Origin of the sequence: Pseudophaeobacter sp. (assembly GCF_048267565.1) — a bacterium.
In the GTDB taxonomy this organism is placed as follows: Bacteria; Pseudomonadota; Alphaproteobacteria; order Rhodobacterales; family Rhodobacteraceae; genus Pseudophaeobacter; species Pseudophaeobacter profundi.
Map to the genome: position 1 here is coordinate 1 of NZ_JBLWXG010000001.1, position 15400 is coordinate 15400.

Sequence of the window (15400 nt, forward strand, 5' to 3'; positions counted from 1 at the left end):
AAACTGGCCGCGTAGGGCCATCAAACCAACCCCAAGGACTCTCCGCTAGGTGGAGGAAACTTGGGGCTCAGGTCACCTGCAACGACGCGATCTGGTCCTTTTTGAAGACGACGTGATTGTAGCAGCCTATCCGTTCTCCGCGACCCCGACGCAGCATCGAGTTTCACTGGGCGGCAGGCGCATCAACGCTATTTGTGTCATTGATGCATTAGGAACCGCTGCGATGACTGGCCACGAGACGACTGTTCAGTCAGCCTGTCCGGAGTGTGAAAGGCAGATCAAGGTTTCAATCAACCGGGATGGATTGGAAGTAGAAGCCGTGCACCCCGAAGCTACCGTCATCTGGGCTGAAGTATCGGACGTGAACGGGTGTGCTGCTAAAACGCAATGCCAGTCCATGTTGGCGTTTTGCTGTGACGAGCATCTTGAAGAGTGGAAACGTGGAAAACCTGCCGGAACCGGCTTTCGGTTAACTCCCGAAAAAGCCACCCAAATTGGAGCAGCTGTTTTTCTACTTTTCGTCCACTCAACCGACAGGCCCATCGAGTTATCGCCAACTTCATGAAAGACCATCTGGGCATGGACACTGTCTAGCTCTCCGCCAACTTCGAGCTGGGCCAGATGCATTAGGGCGAGAGGCTGAAATCCGACATTCCTACTTGATGCAGCATCAGGACGTTCGGGTTCTTTCCGGCCGTTAGCTGCGGTTTGCGCCGATGTCCGTTTCAGCGGGATGATCTGAGCAGTTTGATGTATCAGGATGACCATCATCGTAAAGCGCCGCCTGCGTCTCACCATTGTCCCAATGATACAGCAAGCCGATTTCTTCGCCTGTCTTGATACAGGTAATGCGGCCGATGGCTTCGGCCGTTGTGCGAACACTCTCAAATTCGGGCAAAACTAGCCCCTCTCGTTAAACAATTCCTTTGGATCGACGCTGAGAGCATCCGCGATCCGCTCCAGAACATCGATTGATGCTGAATTCTTGGCGAGTTCGATCTCGCTGATATAGCTGCGATCGACTTCCGCAGCTAAGGCTAATTGTTCTTGGCTCAATCCTCTGGAATTTCTTAGATTCCGTACATTTAGCCCTACTCGTTCCCGCAATTTCATGGCCTGTATTCGGCCAGATCACAAGAACCGCTCTACGGAATATATTCCACAAAGCGCGCGCGAGCATCACAAATGATGTTCTCGTATATGGTGTGAAGGGGGTGTTGGAGCTACTTTTTCAATAATACAGTAACGTAATCAAAAGGCAATTATTGATATGTGGTGCAGATTTATCAGGAATTGGTTCTTTGGGGTCGCAATGTCTCTGCTTTTCAGTGTGGCTCCGCAGGCGGCGAAAGCCTATCAGGTTGACTGCGCCATTCTGCTTTGCCTGGCTGGTGGGTGGCCCACGTCAGCAGAATGCGCTCATGCCCGTGCCGTGTTCATCCGTCGGATCACGCCCTGGCCGATTGAGCCGCCGTTGCAAATCTGGCGTTGTCCTATGGGTGTTTCTGAGCGCGCACCATTGCAGAGCACGGCCCCTAAACTCTGGGAGGCCAGCGACCAATCAGGTCAAACGCTTGGGCAAATCATTTTGGCACAGGTGGTCGAAGGTGGTGCCGATATCGACATCAGCGGTTTGGAATTCGATTTCGTGCGCTCGATCCGCGTCTGGGACGTTCGGCATTACAGTCATCACGAACGTGGCCGCGACGATGATTGCTCTGAGAGTTACAACATGCGCCTCGGGACCTACGGCACGCAGGGCGAATTCGGCTGGCAACGCACCACACCAGCGGCTGCCCCGCAATGGGTTCTGCCGTCGCGGCGCTGTTCGTCATCGAATTGGCGGCGCGGGGTCGGCGTTGAATGGGAGGACCACGAAGGCAACCACGGATATGAGTGGGTGGCCTACTAAGGCTATTCCCCGATATCCTTCATGCGTTCTGAAATATCGCCCGCAATGCGCTCATACAAGGCTGCTTGCTTGTCTCTGGGAGAGCCGGGCTTCGGGCTTCTTCGGCGGATGCGCTTCGCGAGCCAGAAGAGCAGCCGCGCGGCGGGGTCTTCCAGTTTTTCCGGCACAGGGGCCGGATAATTTTCTTCGAGTAGGGCAACGACCTCAGCATTCATACTGCGGTGGTTGGCCTCAGCCGCGAGGCGTATCCGATCGCGAAGACCGTCGGGCAGCCGCACGATAAATTTATCCTGATTTTGAGAGCTTTGTTCTGGCATGGTGGCACTGTGCCATAAAAAGCGATTGACGCAATAGTGGCTAAGTGCCACTAACGGGATATTGTTTCAACCTGGAGGCGTTTCATGAACAGTCGTAAACCAATGCAACTTCGGCTTCCGCAAGAGCTCAAGGAGTGGATCAAGGCGGAGTCCGATCGCAATGGCAACTCCCAGAATTCTGAGGTGATCCGCGCAATTCGCGCGGCAAAGGACAGGCGCTCCACTCCCGCTTCAATCGGAAATATCAATATAGATCAGGGTGATAATGCGCGTTGTTAACGAGGTGAGAGAGGTGTCGATAAGATGACGAAAGTAAGTGCACAGACGAAAGCGAAACAAGCGGCCTCGGCTTTTATCCGCGAGGCGCGGGAGGCAGGTTGGCAACGCGCGAAGTTCGAGATCAAGCCAGATGGCAGTGTCATCGTCGATGCCAACATGGTCGCGCCAGAGGCAGCTGACGACTTTCTCAACAGTGACCTGAGAATGGGCGAATGACCCGCAAGAGCCTTCCAAAATACGTCTACAATGACAGAGGATACCTTCGGTTCATCCGGCGTTCGCGCGGCATCTCTGTCATGATGCATGAAGAAGCGGGCACTCCGGAATTTTGGGATCATTACAATCGCCTGCTTAAAGGAAAGCCAGCGCCTGCGCCGGTGAAGCGTAACTTTGAGGCCTTAATCCTGAGCTACTACGAGAGCGACGCCTACAAAAAGCTGAAGCCCCGGACGAGATCCGACTATCGGCGGTATATCAGCCACATTCGTGAGATCTGGGCCGAGAAAGACCCGGCCAGGATCGAGACCCATCATATCTACGAATTGCACCGCGCCAATGCGGATCACTGGCGGCAAGCCAATTATCTCGTCCAGGTCATGGTCGTCTTGATGAACCACGCACGATTGATTGGCTTTATTAAGAAGGAGCACGGCAATCCGGCGAAAGGCATTCCGCTCTTCAAGCAGCAGAGCGATGGCTGGGAGCCTTGGCCGGACGATGTCCGCGCAGAGTTCGAAGCGCTGGCTTCTGAGCGTGCGCGACTGGTCTACGAGCTTTGCGTTGGCACAGGCCAGCGAATTGGCGACGTCGTAAAGATGAAGTGGGCACACTTTTCCGACGAAGGATTCGATTTCACTCAGGGTAAAACCGACAAGCCGCTGTGGATCCCGCTCACTGATCGTCTCAAGGCTCACCTGGACGGGCTCGAGCGAACGGACGGCACGGTAGTGACTGACGCTAAGGGCAGGTCGGTCAGCTATCGCATCATCGCCGAGGAAATGCGCTCCATCAAAAAGAAGATGAAGCACGAGAAGGCGAGCTACTACAAAACGCACGGGCTCAGGAAAAATGCGACGATTGAGCTGTATCTGGCTGGGTGTGATGACGAGATGGTCAAGGCCGTCACCGGCCATTCAGGCGTTGAGATGCTCAAAAAGTACGGTGGGCCGATCCGGCAAAGAGAGCTCGCGAAGCGCGCTCAAGAGGCAAGAAATCAATTGGAACGAAGCAAGACCGAAACGTGAAAGTTTCAACGGTTGTTTCAAAAATGGCAGTGAAGGAGAGAAAGGATGACGCAAGTCATTGATTTTATTGGAGGCGAGTACCGGAATCGAACCGGTGTACACGGATTTGCAATCCGCTGCGTCACCACTCCGCCAACTCGCCTTTTCAATGACTTAACCGTGGCGGGTGGTGTCCTGCCACACAGTCTGACACACCTTCTATTTAGGTTCGGTTGCCTTCGCAAGGGCCAAAGTGACAAAGAACCTTGAAAAAACGAGCTGTCAATTTCGGATGTTTCGCGGCTCAAAATTTCGGGTGCTGGGGCTGGGTCAGGCGCGCCGAATGGCTTTGGCGATGAGCTGTGCGATCTGGGGCGCGGTGCCGAGGGCTGGCAGCAGCCTGCCTTGAAACTTGGCCTTGGCGAGGGCTGCGGGAATGTCCTGTGTGACGTGGTCGCCAGACTGGGCAAAGAACGGCAGGCAGAGGCTTTGAGTCGGCATTATCTCAGCTATATCAGCCAGATAGGGGGCTTGCTCAATATAACCTGTGACCAGATCCAGGCCGGGCAGCAGGGGGCGCAGTGCGGTGGCAAAGCGTTCGGTGGCTGCTGCCGCCTTCGGGCCGCGGGCCGATCCATGGGCGGCAAGCAGCAGGCTGTCTTGGGCGGTGTGGTTTTCTGCTGTTGCGGTCTGCGCGGCAAGGGCCTGTTGAACCATGCTGGCCACGAATTCTGGCAGGGCTGGGTCTTGACCAAATGGCGGCAGCTGGCGGTGGTCAATAGCGGTCAGCCGCTGTGGCAGAACCTTGGTGGTGAACCAGCCGTCAGCCATGAAGAAGGGATAGACCAGGGCGCCCTTTCGCATCACCGTCTCCAGGCGGTCGGGCTGCGCCAGGGTCGCAGAGCGGATATCCCAGCCGGGCAGGAACCGGGCAACCTGCGCTGCCAGTTGGGCCAGGGCGCGTTCGGCGGGTTCTGGGGCAGAGGGCTGGCCATGCGCCACGATTACCACTGTTTTGGTCGCGCTGCGGGCTGTGCTTGCCTGCGGGGGGCGGTCTGCTGGAACGCTGGGAGAGGGGGGCATTGTGGGCTCTGTTTTGCTGGGAGTGGCTGTCGCTGGCCCCAATATATGTGGCCTTTTGCCCGACGCTAGGGGGCTTTGGTCATATTCACCTGCTGTTGCGGCCTTCTGGCGGGGCGGCAGGGGGGAGAGGGGGGCTGCCCCCCCTCTCCAAGGGCTGTTTGCCTAGCCGTAATGCGCCACGGGGGTGCCGGCAATGGCGGCCATGTTCAGCAGGCCACGTGGAGTAATAGACGGGCTGACGATATGGGCGCGGTTGCCCATGCCCATCAGGATTGGCCCAACCTCAAGCCCGTCAGAGCGCATCTTGAGGATATTGCGCACGCCAGAGGCCGCGTCGGCATGGGCAAAGACCAGGACATTGGCAGCGCCGTTCAGTCGTGAATTGGGGAAGATCCGGCTCCGCAACTCGGTGTCGAGCGCAGTGTCGATGTTCATCTCGCCTTCATAGGTAAAGTCGCAGTGCTTGGCATCGAGGATCTCTATCGCGGCCCGCAGGCGGGCGCCCGTGTCGCAGGCGATATTGCCGAACTGTGATTGCGAGCACAGGGCGATCTGTGGCTCGATGCCAAAGCGGCGCACATGCCGCGCGGCCCCCATGACGGTTTCGGCAATCTGTTCCGGGGTGGGTTCGATCCGCACCTGGGTGTCGGCGATGAACAGCGGCCCGTCCTCAAGGATCATCATCGACAGGGCACCGTGCGGCGCATAGCCTTCGCCACCCAGCACCTGGTTTACATAGTTCAGGTGCCAGCGATATTCGCCAAAGGTCCCGCAAATCATGCTGTCGGCCTCGCCGTGGTGGACCATGATGGCACCAATCGCGGTCGTATTGGTGCGCATGATCGCCTTGGCCAGATCCGGCGTGACGCCTTCGCGCTGCATGATCTGGTGGTAGCTGTTCCAGTAGTTGTAGTAACGCGGATCATTTTCCGGATTCACGATCTGCAGATCGCGGTCGGGGCGAATTCGCAGGCCAAGGCGTTCGCAGCGGGCTTCGATCACCTCTGGGCGGCCAATCAGGATGGGGGTTTCGGTGGTTTCTTCCAGCACTTCCTGGGCGGCGCGCAGCACCCTTTCGTCTTCTCCTTCGGCAAAGACAATCCGGCGGGCGGCAGCGCGGGCGGCATCAAAGACCGGACGCATCAGCAGCGCCGATTTGAACACCGACTGGTTCAGCCGCTGTTTATAGGCCTCCAGATCGTCAATCGGCCGCGCAGCCACGCCGCTTTTCATCGCGGCTTCGGCCACTGCCGAAGAGACCACCGCCACCAGCCGCGGATCAAAGGGTTTGGGGATCAGGTAATCGGCACCAAAGGTCAGTTGCTCGCCTTTGTAGGCGGCGGCTGCCTCGGCGCTTGTGGTGGCGCGGGCCAGTTCTGCGATGCCTTCGACGCAGGCGATCTGCATCTCGTCGTTGATTTCGCTGGCGCCAACGTCCAGCGCGCCGCGAAAGATAAAGGGGAAGCACAACACGTTATTGACTTGGTTGGGAAAATCGCTGCGTCCGGTTGCAATGATTGCGTCGGGTGCCACGGCGCGCGCGGCCTCTGGCAGGATCTCGGGGTTGGGGTTCGCCAGGGCAAAGACAATGGGCTGCGGCCGCATCTTTGCCACCATTTCGGGTTTCAGCACATTGGGACCAGACAGGCCGAGGAACAGGTCGGCCCCGCCAATGACGTCATCCAGAGTGCGCAGGTCGCTGGCCTGGGCAAAGGCGGCTTTTTCCGGGTTCATGTCTTCCTGGCGGCCCTCATAGGCCAGCCCATGAATGTCGCATAGCCAGATATTTTCCCGCTTTACCCCAAGTTTCAGCAACATATTCAGGCAGGCAATTCCTGCTGCGCCGCCGCCGGTCGAGACGATCTTGATGTCTTCAAACCGCTTGCCCGCCACATGCAGCGCGTTCTTCGCTGCCGCGCCCACCACGATGGCAGTGCCGTGCTGGTCATCGTGAAACACTGGAATATTCATCCGCTCGCGGCACAGTTTTTCCACGATAAAGCAGTCAGGGGCCTTGATGTCTTCCAGGTTGATGGCGCCAAAGCTGGGTTCCAGGGCGCAGACGATATCGGCCAGCTTTTCCGGGTCGCTCTCGTTCAGTTCGATGTCAAAGCAATCGATGCCGGCGAAATTCTTGAACAGAACGGCCTTGCCTTCCATCACCGGTTTTGAAGCCAATGCGCCGATATTGCCCAAGCCAAGCACCGCAGAGCCATTGGTAACAACCGCCACCAGATTGCCCCGCGCGGTATAGCGCGCCGCATTCGCCGGATCTGCCTTGATTTCCAGACAGGCCTCGGCCACGCCGGGGGAATAGGCGCGTGCCAGATCACGGCCATTGGCCATCGGCTTGGTGGCGCGGATTTCCAATTTTCCCGGACGCGGGAATTCGTGATAGCGCAGGGCGGCATCGCGCAGCGAAGGGGTGTCAGACATAGGGGGCTCCACAGGGTGTATAGTTTAACGTTAAACCAATTTAGACGCCGGGGAAACCGGCTTTTGTCCAGCTAACGTGATCTGGCCTCTCTTGCGCAATGGAAAACTTCGCCGCACTGTGGCGCAAAGGGGGGGGCGGACTTGACAGATCACAGAACCAGCCCCAGTGATAAAGGGGAAATAGATGAATGAAATCATAGCAGAAATGCGCCTGCCAACGCAGGAGCTGCGCGATGACATACCGTTTTTCACCAAGGTTCTTGGAATGAAGATGGATATGATCTATCCGGCGGATGATCCCCAGGTTGCCGTGTTTTCCGGGCACGGTCTGCGCCTGTGCATCGACCGGGCAGCAAGCGAGCCGCCTGGCACCCTGCGCATCCTGTGTGACGATCCGGACGGATTTGCCGATGGCCAGCGACGGCTGACTGCGCCCAATGGCACCCGGATTGAAATCGAAGAGCGCCACCCGCCCATGGTGATGCCCAAAACCGTGCACAGCTTTGTGGTGCGCCGCCTCAAGGATCAGGCCCCCTGGGTGATTGGCCGGGCGGGCATGCATTATCGTGATCTGGTGCCGGATCGGCTGGGGGGCTCTATCATTGCCAGCCATATCCGCATCCCCGATGGCGGGCCGGTGCCGGATATGGTGCATTTCCACCGGGTTGGCTTTCAGCTGATCTTTTGCATCCACGGCTGGGTTGATGTGCTCTATGAAGATCAGGGGGACAAGATGCGGCTTACCGCTGGCGATTGCTTTATCCAGCCGCCGGAAATTCGCCACCGGGTGCTGGAGGCCAGTGACAATGTGCAGGTGATTGAAATCGGCGTTCCGGCAGAACATGTGACCGAGATCGACCACGACATGACCCTGCCAACGCAGCATCTGCGGCCCGAGCGCGAATGGCAGGGACAGCGGTTTGTCTACAACAGGGCCGAAGGTGCCGCTTGGCAACCCTTCCGTTTGCCGGGGTTTGACTGCCGCGACACCACCATCGCCGCAAATACCAAAGGCGTTGCAGGCGTGCAGGTGGTGCGCCCGGCGACCGGTGCAGGTGATCCGGTCTGGGCTGCGCATGATACCGACATCCATTTCACCTTTGTAATGAATGGGAGCGTGACGCTGGAAGGCGAGGGGCGCGTTCCCTACCCGCTGGAGCAGGGCGACGCCTTTGTGATTCCGCCGGGGATGCAAACCCGGCTTAGCGCGGCCAGTGCCGATCTGGAACTGCTGGAGGTCAGCCTGCCGGGGGTGTTCAAGACCACCCTGATGCAGGCTGGGGCGGAACCGGGGGCAGAACCTGCCTGACCGATTTGACCTGACCGGTTGACCTGACCGGGGCCATCAGACGGGGCCATCAGACAGGGCGCCCCCTGCTGTGGCCCCGGACGCAGGCTTTACCTTTGCCCGCGCTTGCCCCTATCCTGTTGCCTTTCCACCTGTTGACCCAAGCCAGCGAGACCTGATGATGACCTTGAAAGATGCCGCCCGCGCCGTATGCCAGAACGCCTATGCGCCCTATTCGAATTTCCAGGTCGGGGCGGCACTGCGCAGTGCTTCGGGGGCGGTCTACGTGGGGTGCAACGTGGAAAATGTCGCCTATCCCGAAGGCACCTGCGCTGAGGCCGGCGCCATTGCCGCGATGGTCGCCGCCGGAGAGCGCGACCTGGCCGAGGTCTATGTGGTTGCGGACAGCCCCGCACCGGTGCCGCCCTGTGGCGGGTGTCGGCAAAAGCTGAAAGAGTTTGGCGGCCCTTCGGTGATGGTGACCCTGGGCACCATTGATGGGCTGGAGCAGCAAACTACCATTGGCGACCTGTTGCCCGGTGCCTTTGACGCGGGTCATATGGAGCGGAGCTGATCGATGGATGCACGTGCCATCATTGCCGAATTGCGCCGGGGACAGCAGCCCAGCGAGGCCGAGCTGGGATGGTTTGTCGAGGGGCTGGCCAATGGTCATGTCAGTGATGCCCAGGCGGGTGCCTTTGCCATGGCGGTCTGCCTGCAGGGGCTAGAGCCTGCGGGGCGGCGGGCGCTGACCCTGGCGATGCGTGACAGCGGCGATGTGCTGCACTGGGATCTGCCGGGGCCGGTGATGGACAAGCACTCGACCGGCGGGGTGGGGGATTGTGTTTCGTTGTTGCTGGCGCCGGCCCTGGCCGAATGTGGTGTCTACGTGCCGATGATTTCCGGCCGCGGGCTGGGCCACACTGGGGGAACGCTGGACAAGATGGAGGCCATCCCCGGCGTCACGACGCAGATTTCCGAACAAAGACTGCAGGCGATCACTGCGCAGGTTGGCTGTGCCATTGTCGGGGCAACCGGGCGGATCGCCCCGGCGGACAAACGGCTCTATGCTATTCGCGATGTCACGGGCACGGTCGAAAGCCTTGATCTGATCACGGCGTCTATCCTGTCAAAGAAGCTCGCCGCCAGCCCCGAAGCCCTGGTGATGGATGTCAAACTTGGCTCTGGTGGCTTTATGAAAACCCCTGAAGAGGCCCGCGCCCTGGCGCGGTCCCTGGTCGAGACGGCGACTGCGGCGGGCTGCAAGACCACGGCGCTGATCACCGATATGAACCAGCCGATTGCGCGAGCACTTGGCAATGGGCTGGAGGTGGCCGAGGTGATGCGGGCCTTGACTGCGGGCAAGACCTGTCCGCTGATCGATATTACCGCTGCACTTGGCGCAGAGTTGCTTGTCCGGGCAGGGCTGGCAGCGGATGTGGCTGTGGGGGCGCGCCAGATTTCTGATCTTTTGCTGAGTGGCCGGGTGGCGCAGCGGTTTGGCCAGATGGTGGCGGCCCAGGGCGGACCCGTGGATTTTGCCAGCGACTGGCAACGCTATCTGCCTGTGGCCCCGGTCATCCGCGAGGTCACGGCGCCCCGCTCTGGCTTTGTTGCGGCCCTGAATGGCGAGGCGCTGGGGCTTGCAGTGGTCGCGCTGGGGGGCGGCCGCATGGTGGAGGCGGATCAGGTGGATCCGGCTGTCGGCATTTCCGATCTCGTGCGGCTGGGGCACTGGGTTGATGCCGGGGCGCCAGTGGCGCGGATCCATGCAGCGCGCGAAAGCGCCGCCCTGGAGGCCGAGGCAAGCCTGTTGCAGGCCTTGACCCTGGCGGATCGTGCTCCAGAGCTGCCGCCGCTTGTCTATGAAAGGGTCAGCTGATGGCGCGTGCCTTTTTGGTGGTGATGGATTCCGTGGGCATTGGCGGGGCGCCGGATGCCAGTGATTTTTACAATGGCGATCTGCCGGATCTTGGTGCCAATACCCTGGCGCATATCGCCCAGGCTTGTGCTGCCGGCCAGGCCGAGACAGGGCGTTCGGGGCCGTTGCATCTGCCGAACCTGGACCGCCTTGGCCTGGGGGCCGCGATGCGGCTGGCCTCGCCGCAGCCCTTTCCCGGCCTTACCGCTCCGCCAGAGGGACGCTGGGGCGCGGCGACCGAGGTGAGCCAGGGCAAGGATACCCCCTCGGGTCACTGGGAGCTTGCCGGCCTGCCGGTTCCCTGGGACTGGTGCTTCTTTCCCGATACCACCCCTGCCTTTCCGGCTGAACTGGCCGACTATGTCGCGCAGGCGGCCGGGTCGGACGGAATTCTGGGCAATTGCCATGCCTCTGGTACGGACATTATTGCCCGCCATGGCGCGGCACATATGCGTACGGGGCAGCCAATCTGCTATACCTCTGCCGACAGCGTGTTTCAGATCGCCGCCCACGAAGAAAGCTTTGGCCTGGACCGGCTGTTGGCGCTCTGCGAAATGGTGGCCCCCCGACTGCATGCCATGAAGGTGGGCCGCGTCATTGCGCGCCCCTTTATCGGCAGGTCAGAAACCGGGTTCAGCCGGACCAGCAACCGGCGCGACTTTGCTATTCAGCCGCCTGCACCGGTGTTGACCAATTGGCTGCAGGAGGCCGGTCACCGGGTGCATGCCATTGGCAAAATTGGCGATATCTTCTCGATGCAGGGTATTGATAGCTTGCAAAAAGGCCCGGATGTACGACTGATGCAGCATCTGGCCCGCAGCATCGAAGGGGCCGAGGACGGTAGCCTGACATTTGCCAATTTTGTCGAGTTCGACAGCCTTTATGGCCATCGCCGCGATATTGCTGGCTATGCCCGTGCGCTGGAATGGTTTGATGCCGAACTCGGCAAGCTGTTGCTGCGTTTGCGCCAGGATGACATGCTGCTGTTGACGGCGGATCATGGCAATGACCCCAGCTGGCCCGGAACCGATCATACTCGCGAACAGGTGCCCGTTCTGGTGGCGGGGTGTGGTACTGGTAGCCTGGGAACCTGCCGCTTTGTCGATGTCGCGGCCTCTGTTGCGGCACATCTGGGGGTCGAAAACCGCGGGCCCGGCCAGAGTTTTCTTTGACCAGCGGATCAAAACAGACTTGCCCCCAAGGGGGGAGCCCGCATAAGACCGCGCAAGGAAAGTCGGAATTCATAGTAGGAGACAGCCAAAATGAGCGACCATCTGACCGTTGTTGATCACCCATTGGTGCAGCACAAGCTCACGTTGATGCGCGACAAGGCGACCTCGACCGCCGACTTTCGGCGCTTACTGCATGAAATCACCCAGTTGCTGGCCTATGAAATCACCCGCGAACTGCCGTTGACCGAAACCACCATCGAGACCCCGATGGAAACCGTGCAATCGCCGATCCTCGCAGGTAAGAAGCTGGCGCTGGTGTCGATCCTGCGGGCGGGCAATGGCATGCTTGATGGGGTGCTGGACCTGGTGCCTTCCGCCCGTGTGGGCTTTGTTGGGCTGTATCGTGACGAAGAAACCCTGCAGCCGGTGCAATATTATTTCAAAGTCCCCAAAGAGCTGGGCGATCGCATGGTTATCGCAGTGGACCCCATGTTGGCCACTGGCAATTCTTCGGTCGCCGCGATCGATCTGCTGAAAGAGGCAGGGGCCACCAATATCCGTTTCCTCTGCCTGCTGGCCGCCCCCGAAGGCGTTGCCCGCATGAAAGAAGCCCACCCCGATGTGCCAATCGTCACGGCTTCGCTCGACCGCGAACTGAACGAGAAAGGCTATATCATGCCGGGCCTTGGGGATGCGGGCGACCGTATGTTCGGCACCAAGTAAGACTGGGCCGCAGGCCTGATTTTTGATCTGTTTCAATATGGCGATGATCCGGCAGCACTGTGCTGGATCATCGCCATATTGTTGCCTAACGCGGCTTTACTACTTTTGAAAATTCAGGCATCCTGACCCTATATTTTGTGGGGCACAGATATGAAACTAACTAGAATTGTCGCGCTGACCATCATCTCGGGCACTATTGCTTTGGCGGTGGCAGACACTGCGCTGCAGGCGCAGACCCTGCGTGCCGTCCGCCCCCCCGCTGAATTTCCCCCGGCATCCTTTCGTGGTAAACAGTTTGTCGATAGCCGTGGTTGCGTCTATATCCGGGCCGGCATTGACGGCAATGTGAACTGGGTGCCGCGGGTGGCACGCAATCGCAAGCAACTGTGTGGATACAAGCCCACGACCGTTGCCGGGGCCACTGCGCGTCCCACCCAAAGCGCCGCGCCAGAAATGATCACCCTGGATGCCCCGGCCAAGCCCGCGCCCCAGACCGCTGCCGCTGCAACCCCGGTGGCCAAACCGGCGCCAAAGCCGCGTACCGCTGCCGCGACGCCACCCGCAGTCGTGACCACGGCCAAGCCACGGCGCACGCCACAGACAACCACCGCACGGGTGACCACCGCGCCGCGGACCGCCACCACCCCTGTACCGTCTGCGCCCACTACGGCGCGCACCCGGCCCGCCGCGCAGGCCAGTTCCGCCGCAGGCACAGGGGCGGCCAATGTGCAAGCCAGTGGACAATCCGGCGTTCAGACTGGATGCGCAGGGGCTTCTGCGATCAGTCGGCAATATTCCGGTCAGGCCGGTACCCGCTGTGGCCCACAGGCGCAGTCGCCGGTGACATATGGGTCTGGCAGCGGCATTGGTCCGCAGTCCTCGCTGGTTCTGTCGCCGAATACACGGGTTCTGCCGGTGCATGTCTATGAGCAGCGGCGCCATAGTTTGGGGATGACCCCGCCGCCCGGATATACCGCCGCCTGGGATGATGATCGCTTGAACCTGCGGCGCGCCGAACGGGATTTGCGCCCCGCCATCCTGACCGGGCGGACCCAGGTGCCTGAGGGCTATGTCGCGGTTGAGCGCAGGGATGATCGCATGAATCCGATGCGTGGTGTGCGCACCCCACGCGGCGATGCGCAGATGGCTGCGGTTTGGGATGCCGGCCCGCCTCGTAGCCTGCGGACGCTGCCACTTGATCGTCCGGTGGTGAAGATTGACAACAGGCGACATGATCGTTTTGAGGGCGAGGACCGGCATGGTCTGGCCCTGCGTTTGTCGAGCCGCTCTGCGCCAGGCGCAGCTGATACCTCTGCTGCCGCAGCGCCTGCACGATATGTGCGCGCTGCAACCTTTGCCGATGCGGCAGAGGCCCGGCGGGCGGCGCAGGTTTTAGCTGCAACCGGGCTGCCAGTACGTCTGGGCGCGTTGTCGCGCAAAGGTGTGCCCTACAAGGTGGTTCTGGCTGGTCCCTTTCATGACAGCACCCGCGCTGAACAGGCGCTGAACCGGGTGCGCGCTGCGGGCTATCGCGGCGCCCGTCTCAGCCGTTAGAGTGTGACACCTGCAGTTTTTCGGCCGCGCGCGCTATAGCGGCCTGGCGCGGTCGCACCCTTTGCCCCCCGCTCATCACGGCCTAGTTCGGTGTAGTGCACCAATCTGCGGGCCAATTGGGGGGCGTGGCGGCACATCTCCGTTGCTACTGGTCTTTGAAAAACCAGAGAGGGTGAGGGCTTATATTAACCTATTGGCCACTGTCGCCAGACCCAGACCCAGAGCCATGACTTGGACCTAGCCGCAGATGTTTTGCAGCTGCACCCAGTCGCGGTCATTCAGGACTGGCTCCAGTACGCGGCCGGCCATGGGGTCGGCCTCAATCAGGCCCAGGGTGGTTTCGCCAGTGATGTCCAGCGCGTAGGCATAGGGCGTGGACGGGATGGCCGCACGGGCGAATTCGGCCAGCAGCATATCATCTGGCAGGGGCGGGCGCGGCGCTGCCAACACGGTTTCCGAATAACTATCGAGGTTGGCGCGTGTCAGCTCTCCGGTGGTGAGCAGGCGGAACGAGGCAAAAAAGCCCCCGGCGTCCAGCAGCTCTGCCAGCGGGTCATGCAGATCGGCACGGGTGCGTTCGGCCAGGATTGCACCGGCCGCCACAGCAGGGTCCTCATAATCTTCGACAAAGCTGCGGTTGAGCAGCACAATGCCCCCCGGCAAATGCAGGCTGCTGGCGACGCCGGATCGCATGATGACCAGCTGGCGCAGCCCGGTGCGTAGCGCCAGTTTGGTCAGGATAGGGGTTGCCTCAGGCGTGGCACAGGCCTGGCCTGAAACCCGCTCAATCCGGCCCAAAAGCGCCTGACCGATCGCCTTGGCCTTGATCTCCGGGACCACTTTCACCGCATGGCGCTGCATCAGTCCGGGCAGGCCGAAAAGCACCAGAAGCGCAACCACAGCAAGGCTGCCCAGCACGCTGACCACCCGCAGGCGGCCGGGGTGGGGGCGGGCGCGTTCAATGGCATGGCGCACCTTTTCGATGGCCTCCAGCATGGTGACCTCATCCTGCGGGATTTCCAGCTGCTCACCCGGGTCGCCATCGGGGTGAAACAGCGCCGGAAAGGCGCCGGGATTTGCACGCTCGACGGCCGCCAGCGACCAATGGGCCAGCGGGCGATCCTGCATATCGGTTATGGTAAGCGTGGCATCGCCAACCGAGATTATGACGTCTCGACGCTGCGCATCGGGGCCTGCACGCCAAAGGCCTGCAGCCTCAAGTCGTTCGAATTCCCTGAGAACGGTCATTCAGCCTGCCTGTCTTGCCTGTTTTCGTTGAACAAGCCTAGCATGGCCAATGATGGTGCGGCAAATGGCTTCGCTGCCAAATACCGTCAGTACAGAGATTTTTCAGGGGCTGCGCGGGCAGATCGTGAAACGGCGCGTGTCTTGATGCGACGCAGCAGGCGGGCTGCATCCTATCAACAGGCCGCGCCATACCATCTTGCCCCAAACGGCACGCCTCCTTGCCCCCGACCTAGCCTTCGCCACA

The 15400-nt window shown here is 60.4% G+C and carries 17 protein-coding genes and 1 tRNA gene; 11 read left to right on the forward strand and 7 right to left on the reverse strand.

Translation table 11 applies throughout. The features are described 5' to 3' along the window. The first annotated feature begins 49 nt into the window (after positions 1–49). A complete protein-coding gene (locus tag ACN0VH_RS00005) occupies positions 50–565 on the forward strand; it encodes an alkylmercury lyase family protein (RefSeq protein WP_417699032.1) in 516 nt (171 codons plus the stop codon). A 132-nt stretch (positions 566–697) separates the two neighbouring features. Here the strand turns inward: ACN0VH_RS00005 and ACN0VH_RS00010 are convergent, their stop codons facing one another. Further along, a complete protein-coding gene (locus tag ACN0VH_RS00010) occupies positions 698–898 on the reverse strand; it encodes a hypothetical protein (RefSeq protein WP_417699034.1) in 201 nt (66 codons plus the stop codon). A 2-nt stretch (positions 899–900) separates the two neighbouring features. Then, positions 901–1113 (reverse strand): helix-turn-helix domain-containing protein, encoded by a 213-nt coding sequence (locus ACN0VH_RS00015; protein WP_348493582.1) that lies wholly within the window; start codon positions 1111–1113, stop codon positions 901–903. A gap of 199 nt (positions 1114–1312) precedes the next feature. Here ACN0VH_RS00015 and ACN0VH_RS00020 point away from each other — a divergent pair, with 199 nt between their 5' ends. Further along, complete coding sequence (locus ACN0VH_RS00020) at positions 1313–1912, forward strand: hypothetical protein (RefSeq protein WP_417699035.1); 600 nt, start codon at positions 1313–1315, stop codon at positions 1910–1912. A gap of 2 nt (positions 1913–1914) precedes the next feature. Here the strand turns inward: ACN0VH_RS00020 and ACN0VH_RS00025 are convergent, their stop codons facing one another. After that, positions 1915–2229, reverse strand: a complete 315-nt coding sequence (locus ACN0VH_RS00025; protein WP_417699037.1) for an Arc family DNA-binding protein — start codon at positions 2227–2229, stop codon at positions 1915–1917. Positions 2230–2313: 84 nt separating this feature from the next. Here ACN0VH_RS00025 and ACN0VH_RS00030 point away from each other — a divergent pair, with 84 nt between their 5' ends. The 3 genes from ACN0VH_RS00030 to ACN0VH_RS00040 are packed head-to-tail and all read left to right on the forward strand — an operon-like array spanning position 2314 to position 3752. Next, positions 2314–2508 (forward strand): Arc family DNA-binding protein, encoded by a 195-nt coding sequence (locus ACN0VH_RS00030; RefSeq protein WP_170695082.1) that lies wholly within the window; start codon positions 2314–2316, stop codon positions 2506–2508. 24 nt (positions 2509–2532) lie between these two features. Continuing rightward, positions 2533–2724, forward strand: a complete 192-nt coding sequence (locus ACN0VH_RS00035; protein ID WP_058291186.1) for a hypothetical protein — start codon at positions 2533–2535, stop codon at positions 2722–2724. Then, complete coding sequence (locus ACN0VH_RS00040; protein WP_417699038.1) at positions 2721–3752, forward strand: site-specific integrase; 1032 nt, start codon at positions 2721–2723, stop codon at positions 3750–3752. Before ACN0VH_RS00035 ends, ACN0VH_RS00040 begins: the two co-directional genes overlap by 4 nt. A 68-nt stretch (positions 3753–3820) precedes the next feature. Here ACN0VH_RS00040 and ACN0VH_RS00045 read toward each other — a convergent pair. The 3 genes from ACN0VH_RS00045 to ACN0VH_RS00055 all read right to left on the reverse strand — a co-directional run bounded on the left by ACN0VH_RS00045 (position 3821) and on the right by ACN0VH_RS00055 (position 7250). Further along, positions 3821–3894, reverse strand: a tRNA-Cys gene (locus ACN0VH_RS00045). A 167-nt stretch (positions 3895–4061) separates the two neighbouring features. Continuing rightward, on the reverse strand, positions 4062–4814 hold the full coding sequence (locus tag ACN0VH_RS00050; RefSeq protein WP_417699039.1) for a sirohydrochlorin chelatase: 753 nt from the start codon (positions 4812–4814) through the stop codon (positions 4062–4064). A gap of 162 nt (positions 4815–4976) precedes the next feature. After that, positions 4977–7250, reverse strand: a complete 2274-nt coding sequence (locus ACN0VH_RS00055; RefSeq protein ID WP_417699040.1) for an NADP-dependent malic enzyme — start codon at positions 7248–7250, stop codon at positions 4977–4979. A gap of 184 nt (positions 7251–7434) precedes the next feature. On the opposite strand from ACN0VH_RS00055, the gene ACN0VH_RS00060 reads away from it, so the two are divergent. From ACN0VH_RS00060 to ACN0VH_RS00085, 6 genes are all read left to right on the forward strand, one after another. Next, the gene (locus ACN0VH_RS00060) at positions 7435–8559 is read left to right on the forward strand and encodes a cupin domain-containing protein (protein WP_417699041.1); all 1125 of its coding nucleotides are present in this window, start codon (positions 7435–7437) and stop codon (positions 8557–8559) included. 160 nt (positions 8560–8719) lie between these two features. Beyond that, entirely contained in the window at positions 8720–9112 is a 393-nt protein-coding gene (locus ACN0VH_RS00065) for a cytidine deaminase (RefSeq protein WP_278922676.1), read from the forward strand. A 3-nt stretch (positions 9113–9115) separates the two neighbouring features. Further along, positions 9116–10420, forward strand: a complete 1305-nt coding sequence (locus ACN0VH_RS00070; protein WP_417699043.1) for a thymidine phosphorylase — start codon at positions 9116–9118, stop codon at positions 10418–10420. Then, a complete protein-coding gene (locus ACN0VH_RS00075; RefSeq protein WP_278922580.1) occupies positions 10420–11631 on the forward strand; it encodes a phosphopentomutase in 1212 nt (403 codons plus the stop codon). Before ACN0VH_RS00070 ends, ACN0VH_RS00075 begins: the two co-directional genes overlap by 1 nt. A 90-nt stretch (positions 11632–11721) precedes the next feature. Then, the gene (gene upp, locus ACN0VH_RS00080) at positions 11722–12354 is read left to right on the forward strand and encodes a uracil phosphoribosyltransferase (protein ID WP_278922579.1); all 633 of its coding nucleotides are present in this window, start codon (positions 11722–11724) and stop codon (positions 12352–12354) included. Positions 12355–12504: 150 nt separating this feature from the next. Next, a complete protein-coding gene (locus ACN0VH_RS00085) occupies positions 12505–13908 on the forward strand; it encodes an SPOR domain-containing protein (RefSeq protein ID WP_417699045.1) in 1404 nt (467 codons plus the stop codon). A gap of 237 nt (positions 13909–14145) precedes the next feature. Here ACN0VH_RS00085 and ACN0VH_RS00090 read toward each other — a convergent pair whose 3' ends face one another. After that, complete coding sequence (locus ACN0VH_RS00090; protein ID WP_278922577.1) at positions 14146–15156, reverse strand: hypothetical protein; 1011 nt, start codon at positions 15154–15156, stop codon at positions 14146–14148. Between the last annotated feature and the right edge of the window lie 244 nt (positions 15157–15400).

Bases quoted from the DNA above. Each gene is read 5' to 3' on its own strand.
- ACN0VH_RS00050 (WP_417699039.1), bottom strand. From the start codon at position 4,814: ATGCCCCCCTCTCCCAGCGTTCCAGCAGACCGCCCCCCGCAGGCAAGC.
- ACN0VH_RS00020 (WP_417699035.1), top strand. From the start codon at position 1,313: ATGTCTCTGCTTTTCAGTGTGGCTCCGCAGGCGGCGAAAGCCTATCAG.
- ACN0VH_RS00090 (WP_278922577.1), bottom strand. From the start codon at position 15,156: ATGACCGTTCTCAGGGAATTCGAACGACTTGAGGCTGCAGGCCTTTGG.
- ACN0VH_RS00030 (WP_170695082.1), top strand. From the start codon at position 2,314: ATGAACAGTCGTAAACCAATGCAACTTCGGCTTCCGCAAGAGCTCAAG.
- ACN0VH_RS00025 (WP_417699037.1), bottom strand. From the start codon at position 2,229: ATGCCAGAACAAAGCTCTCAAAATCAGGATAAATTTATCGTGCGGCTG.
- ACN0VH_RS00075 (WP_278922580.1), top strand. From the start codon at position 10,420: ATGGCGCGTGCCTTTTTGGTGGTGATGGATTCCGTGGGCATTGGCGGG.
- ACN0VH_RS00085 (WP_417699045.1), top strand. From the start codon at position 12,505: ATGAAACTAACTAGAATTGTCGCGCTGACCATCATCTCGGGCACTATT.
- upp (WP_278922579.1), top strand. From the start codon at position 11,722: ATGAGCGACCATCTGACCGTTGTTGATCACCCATTGGTGCAGCACAAG.
- ACN0VH_RS00065 (WP_278922676.1), top strand. From the start codon at position 8,720: ATGACCTTGAAAGATGCCGCCCGCGCCGTATGCCAGAACGCCTATGCG.
- ACN0VH_RS00060 (WP_417699041.1), top strand. From the start codon at position 7,435: ATGAATGAAATCATAGCAGAAATGCGCCTGCCAACGCAGGAGCTGCGC.
- ACN0VH_RS00055 (WP_417699040.1), bottom strand. From the start codon at position 7,250: ATGTCTGACACCCCTTCGCTGCGCGATGCCGCCCTGCGCTATCACGAA.
- ACN0VH_RS00015 (WP_348493582.1), bottom strand. From the start codon at position 1,113: ATGAAATTGCGGGAACGAGTAGGGCTAAATGTACGGAATCTAAGAAAT.
- ACN0VH_RS00040 (WP_417699038.1), top strand. From the start codon at position 2,721: ATGACCCGCAAGAGCCTTCCAAAATACGTCTACAATGACAGAGGATAC.
- ACN0VH_RS00070 (WP_417699043.1), top strand. From the start codon at position 9,116: ATGGATGCACGTGCCATCATTGCCGAATTGCGCCGGGGACAGCAGCCC.
- ACN0VH_RS00035 (WP_058291186.1), top strand. From the start codon at position 2,533: ATGACGAAAGTAAGTGCACAGACGAAAGCGAAACAAGCGGCCTCGGCT.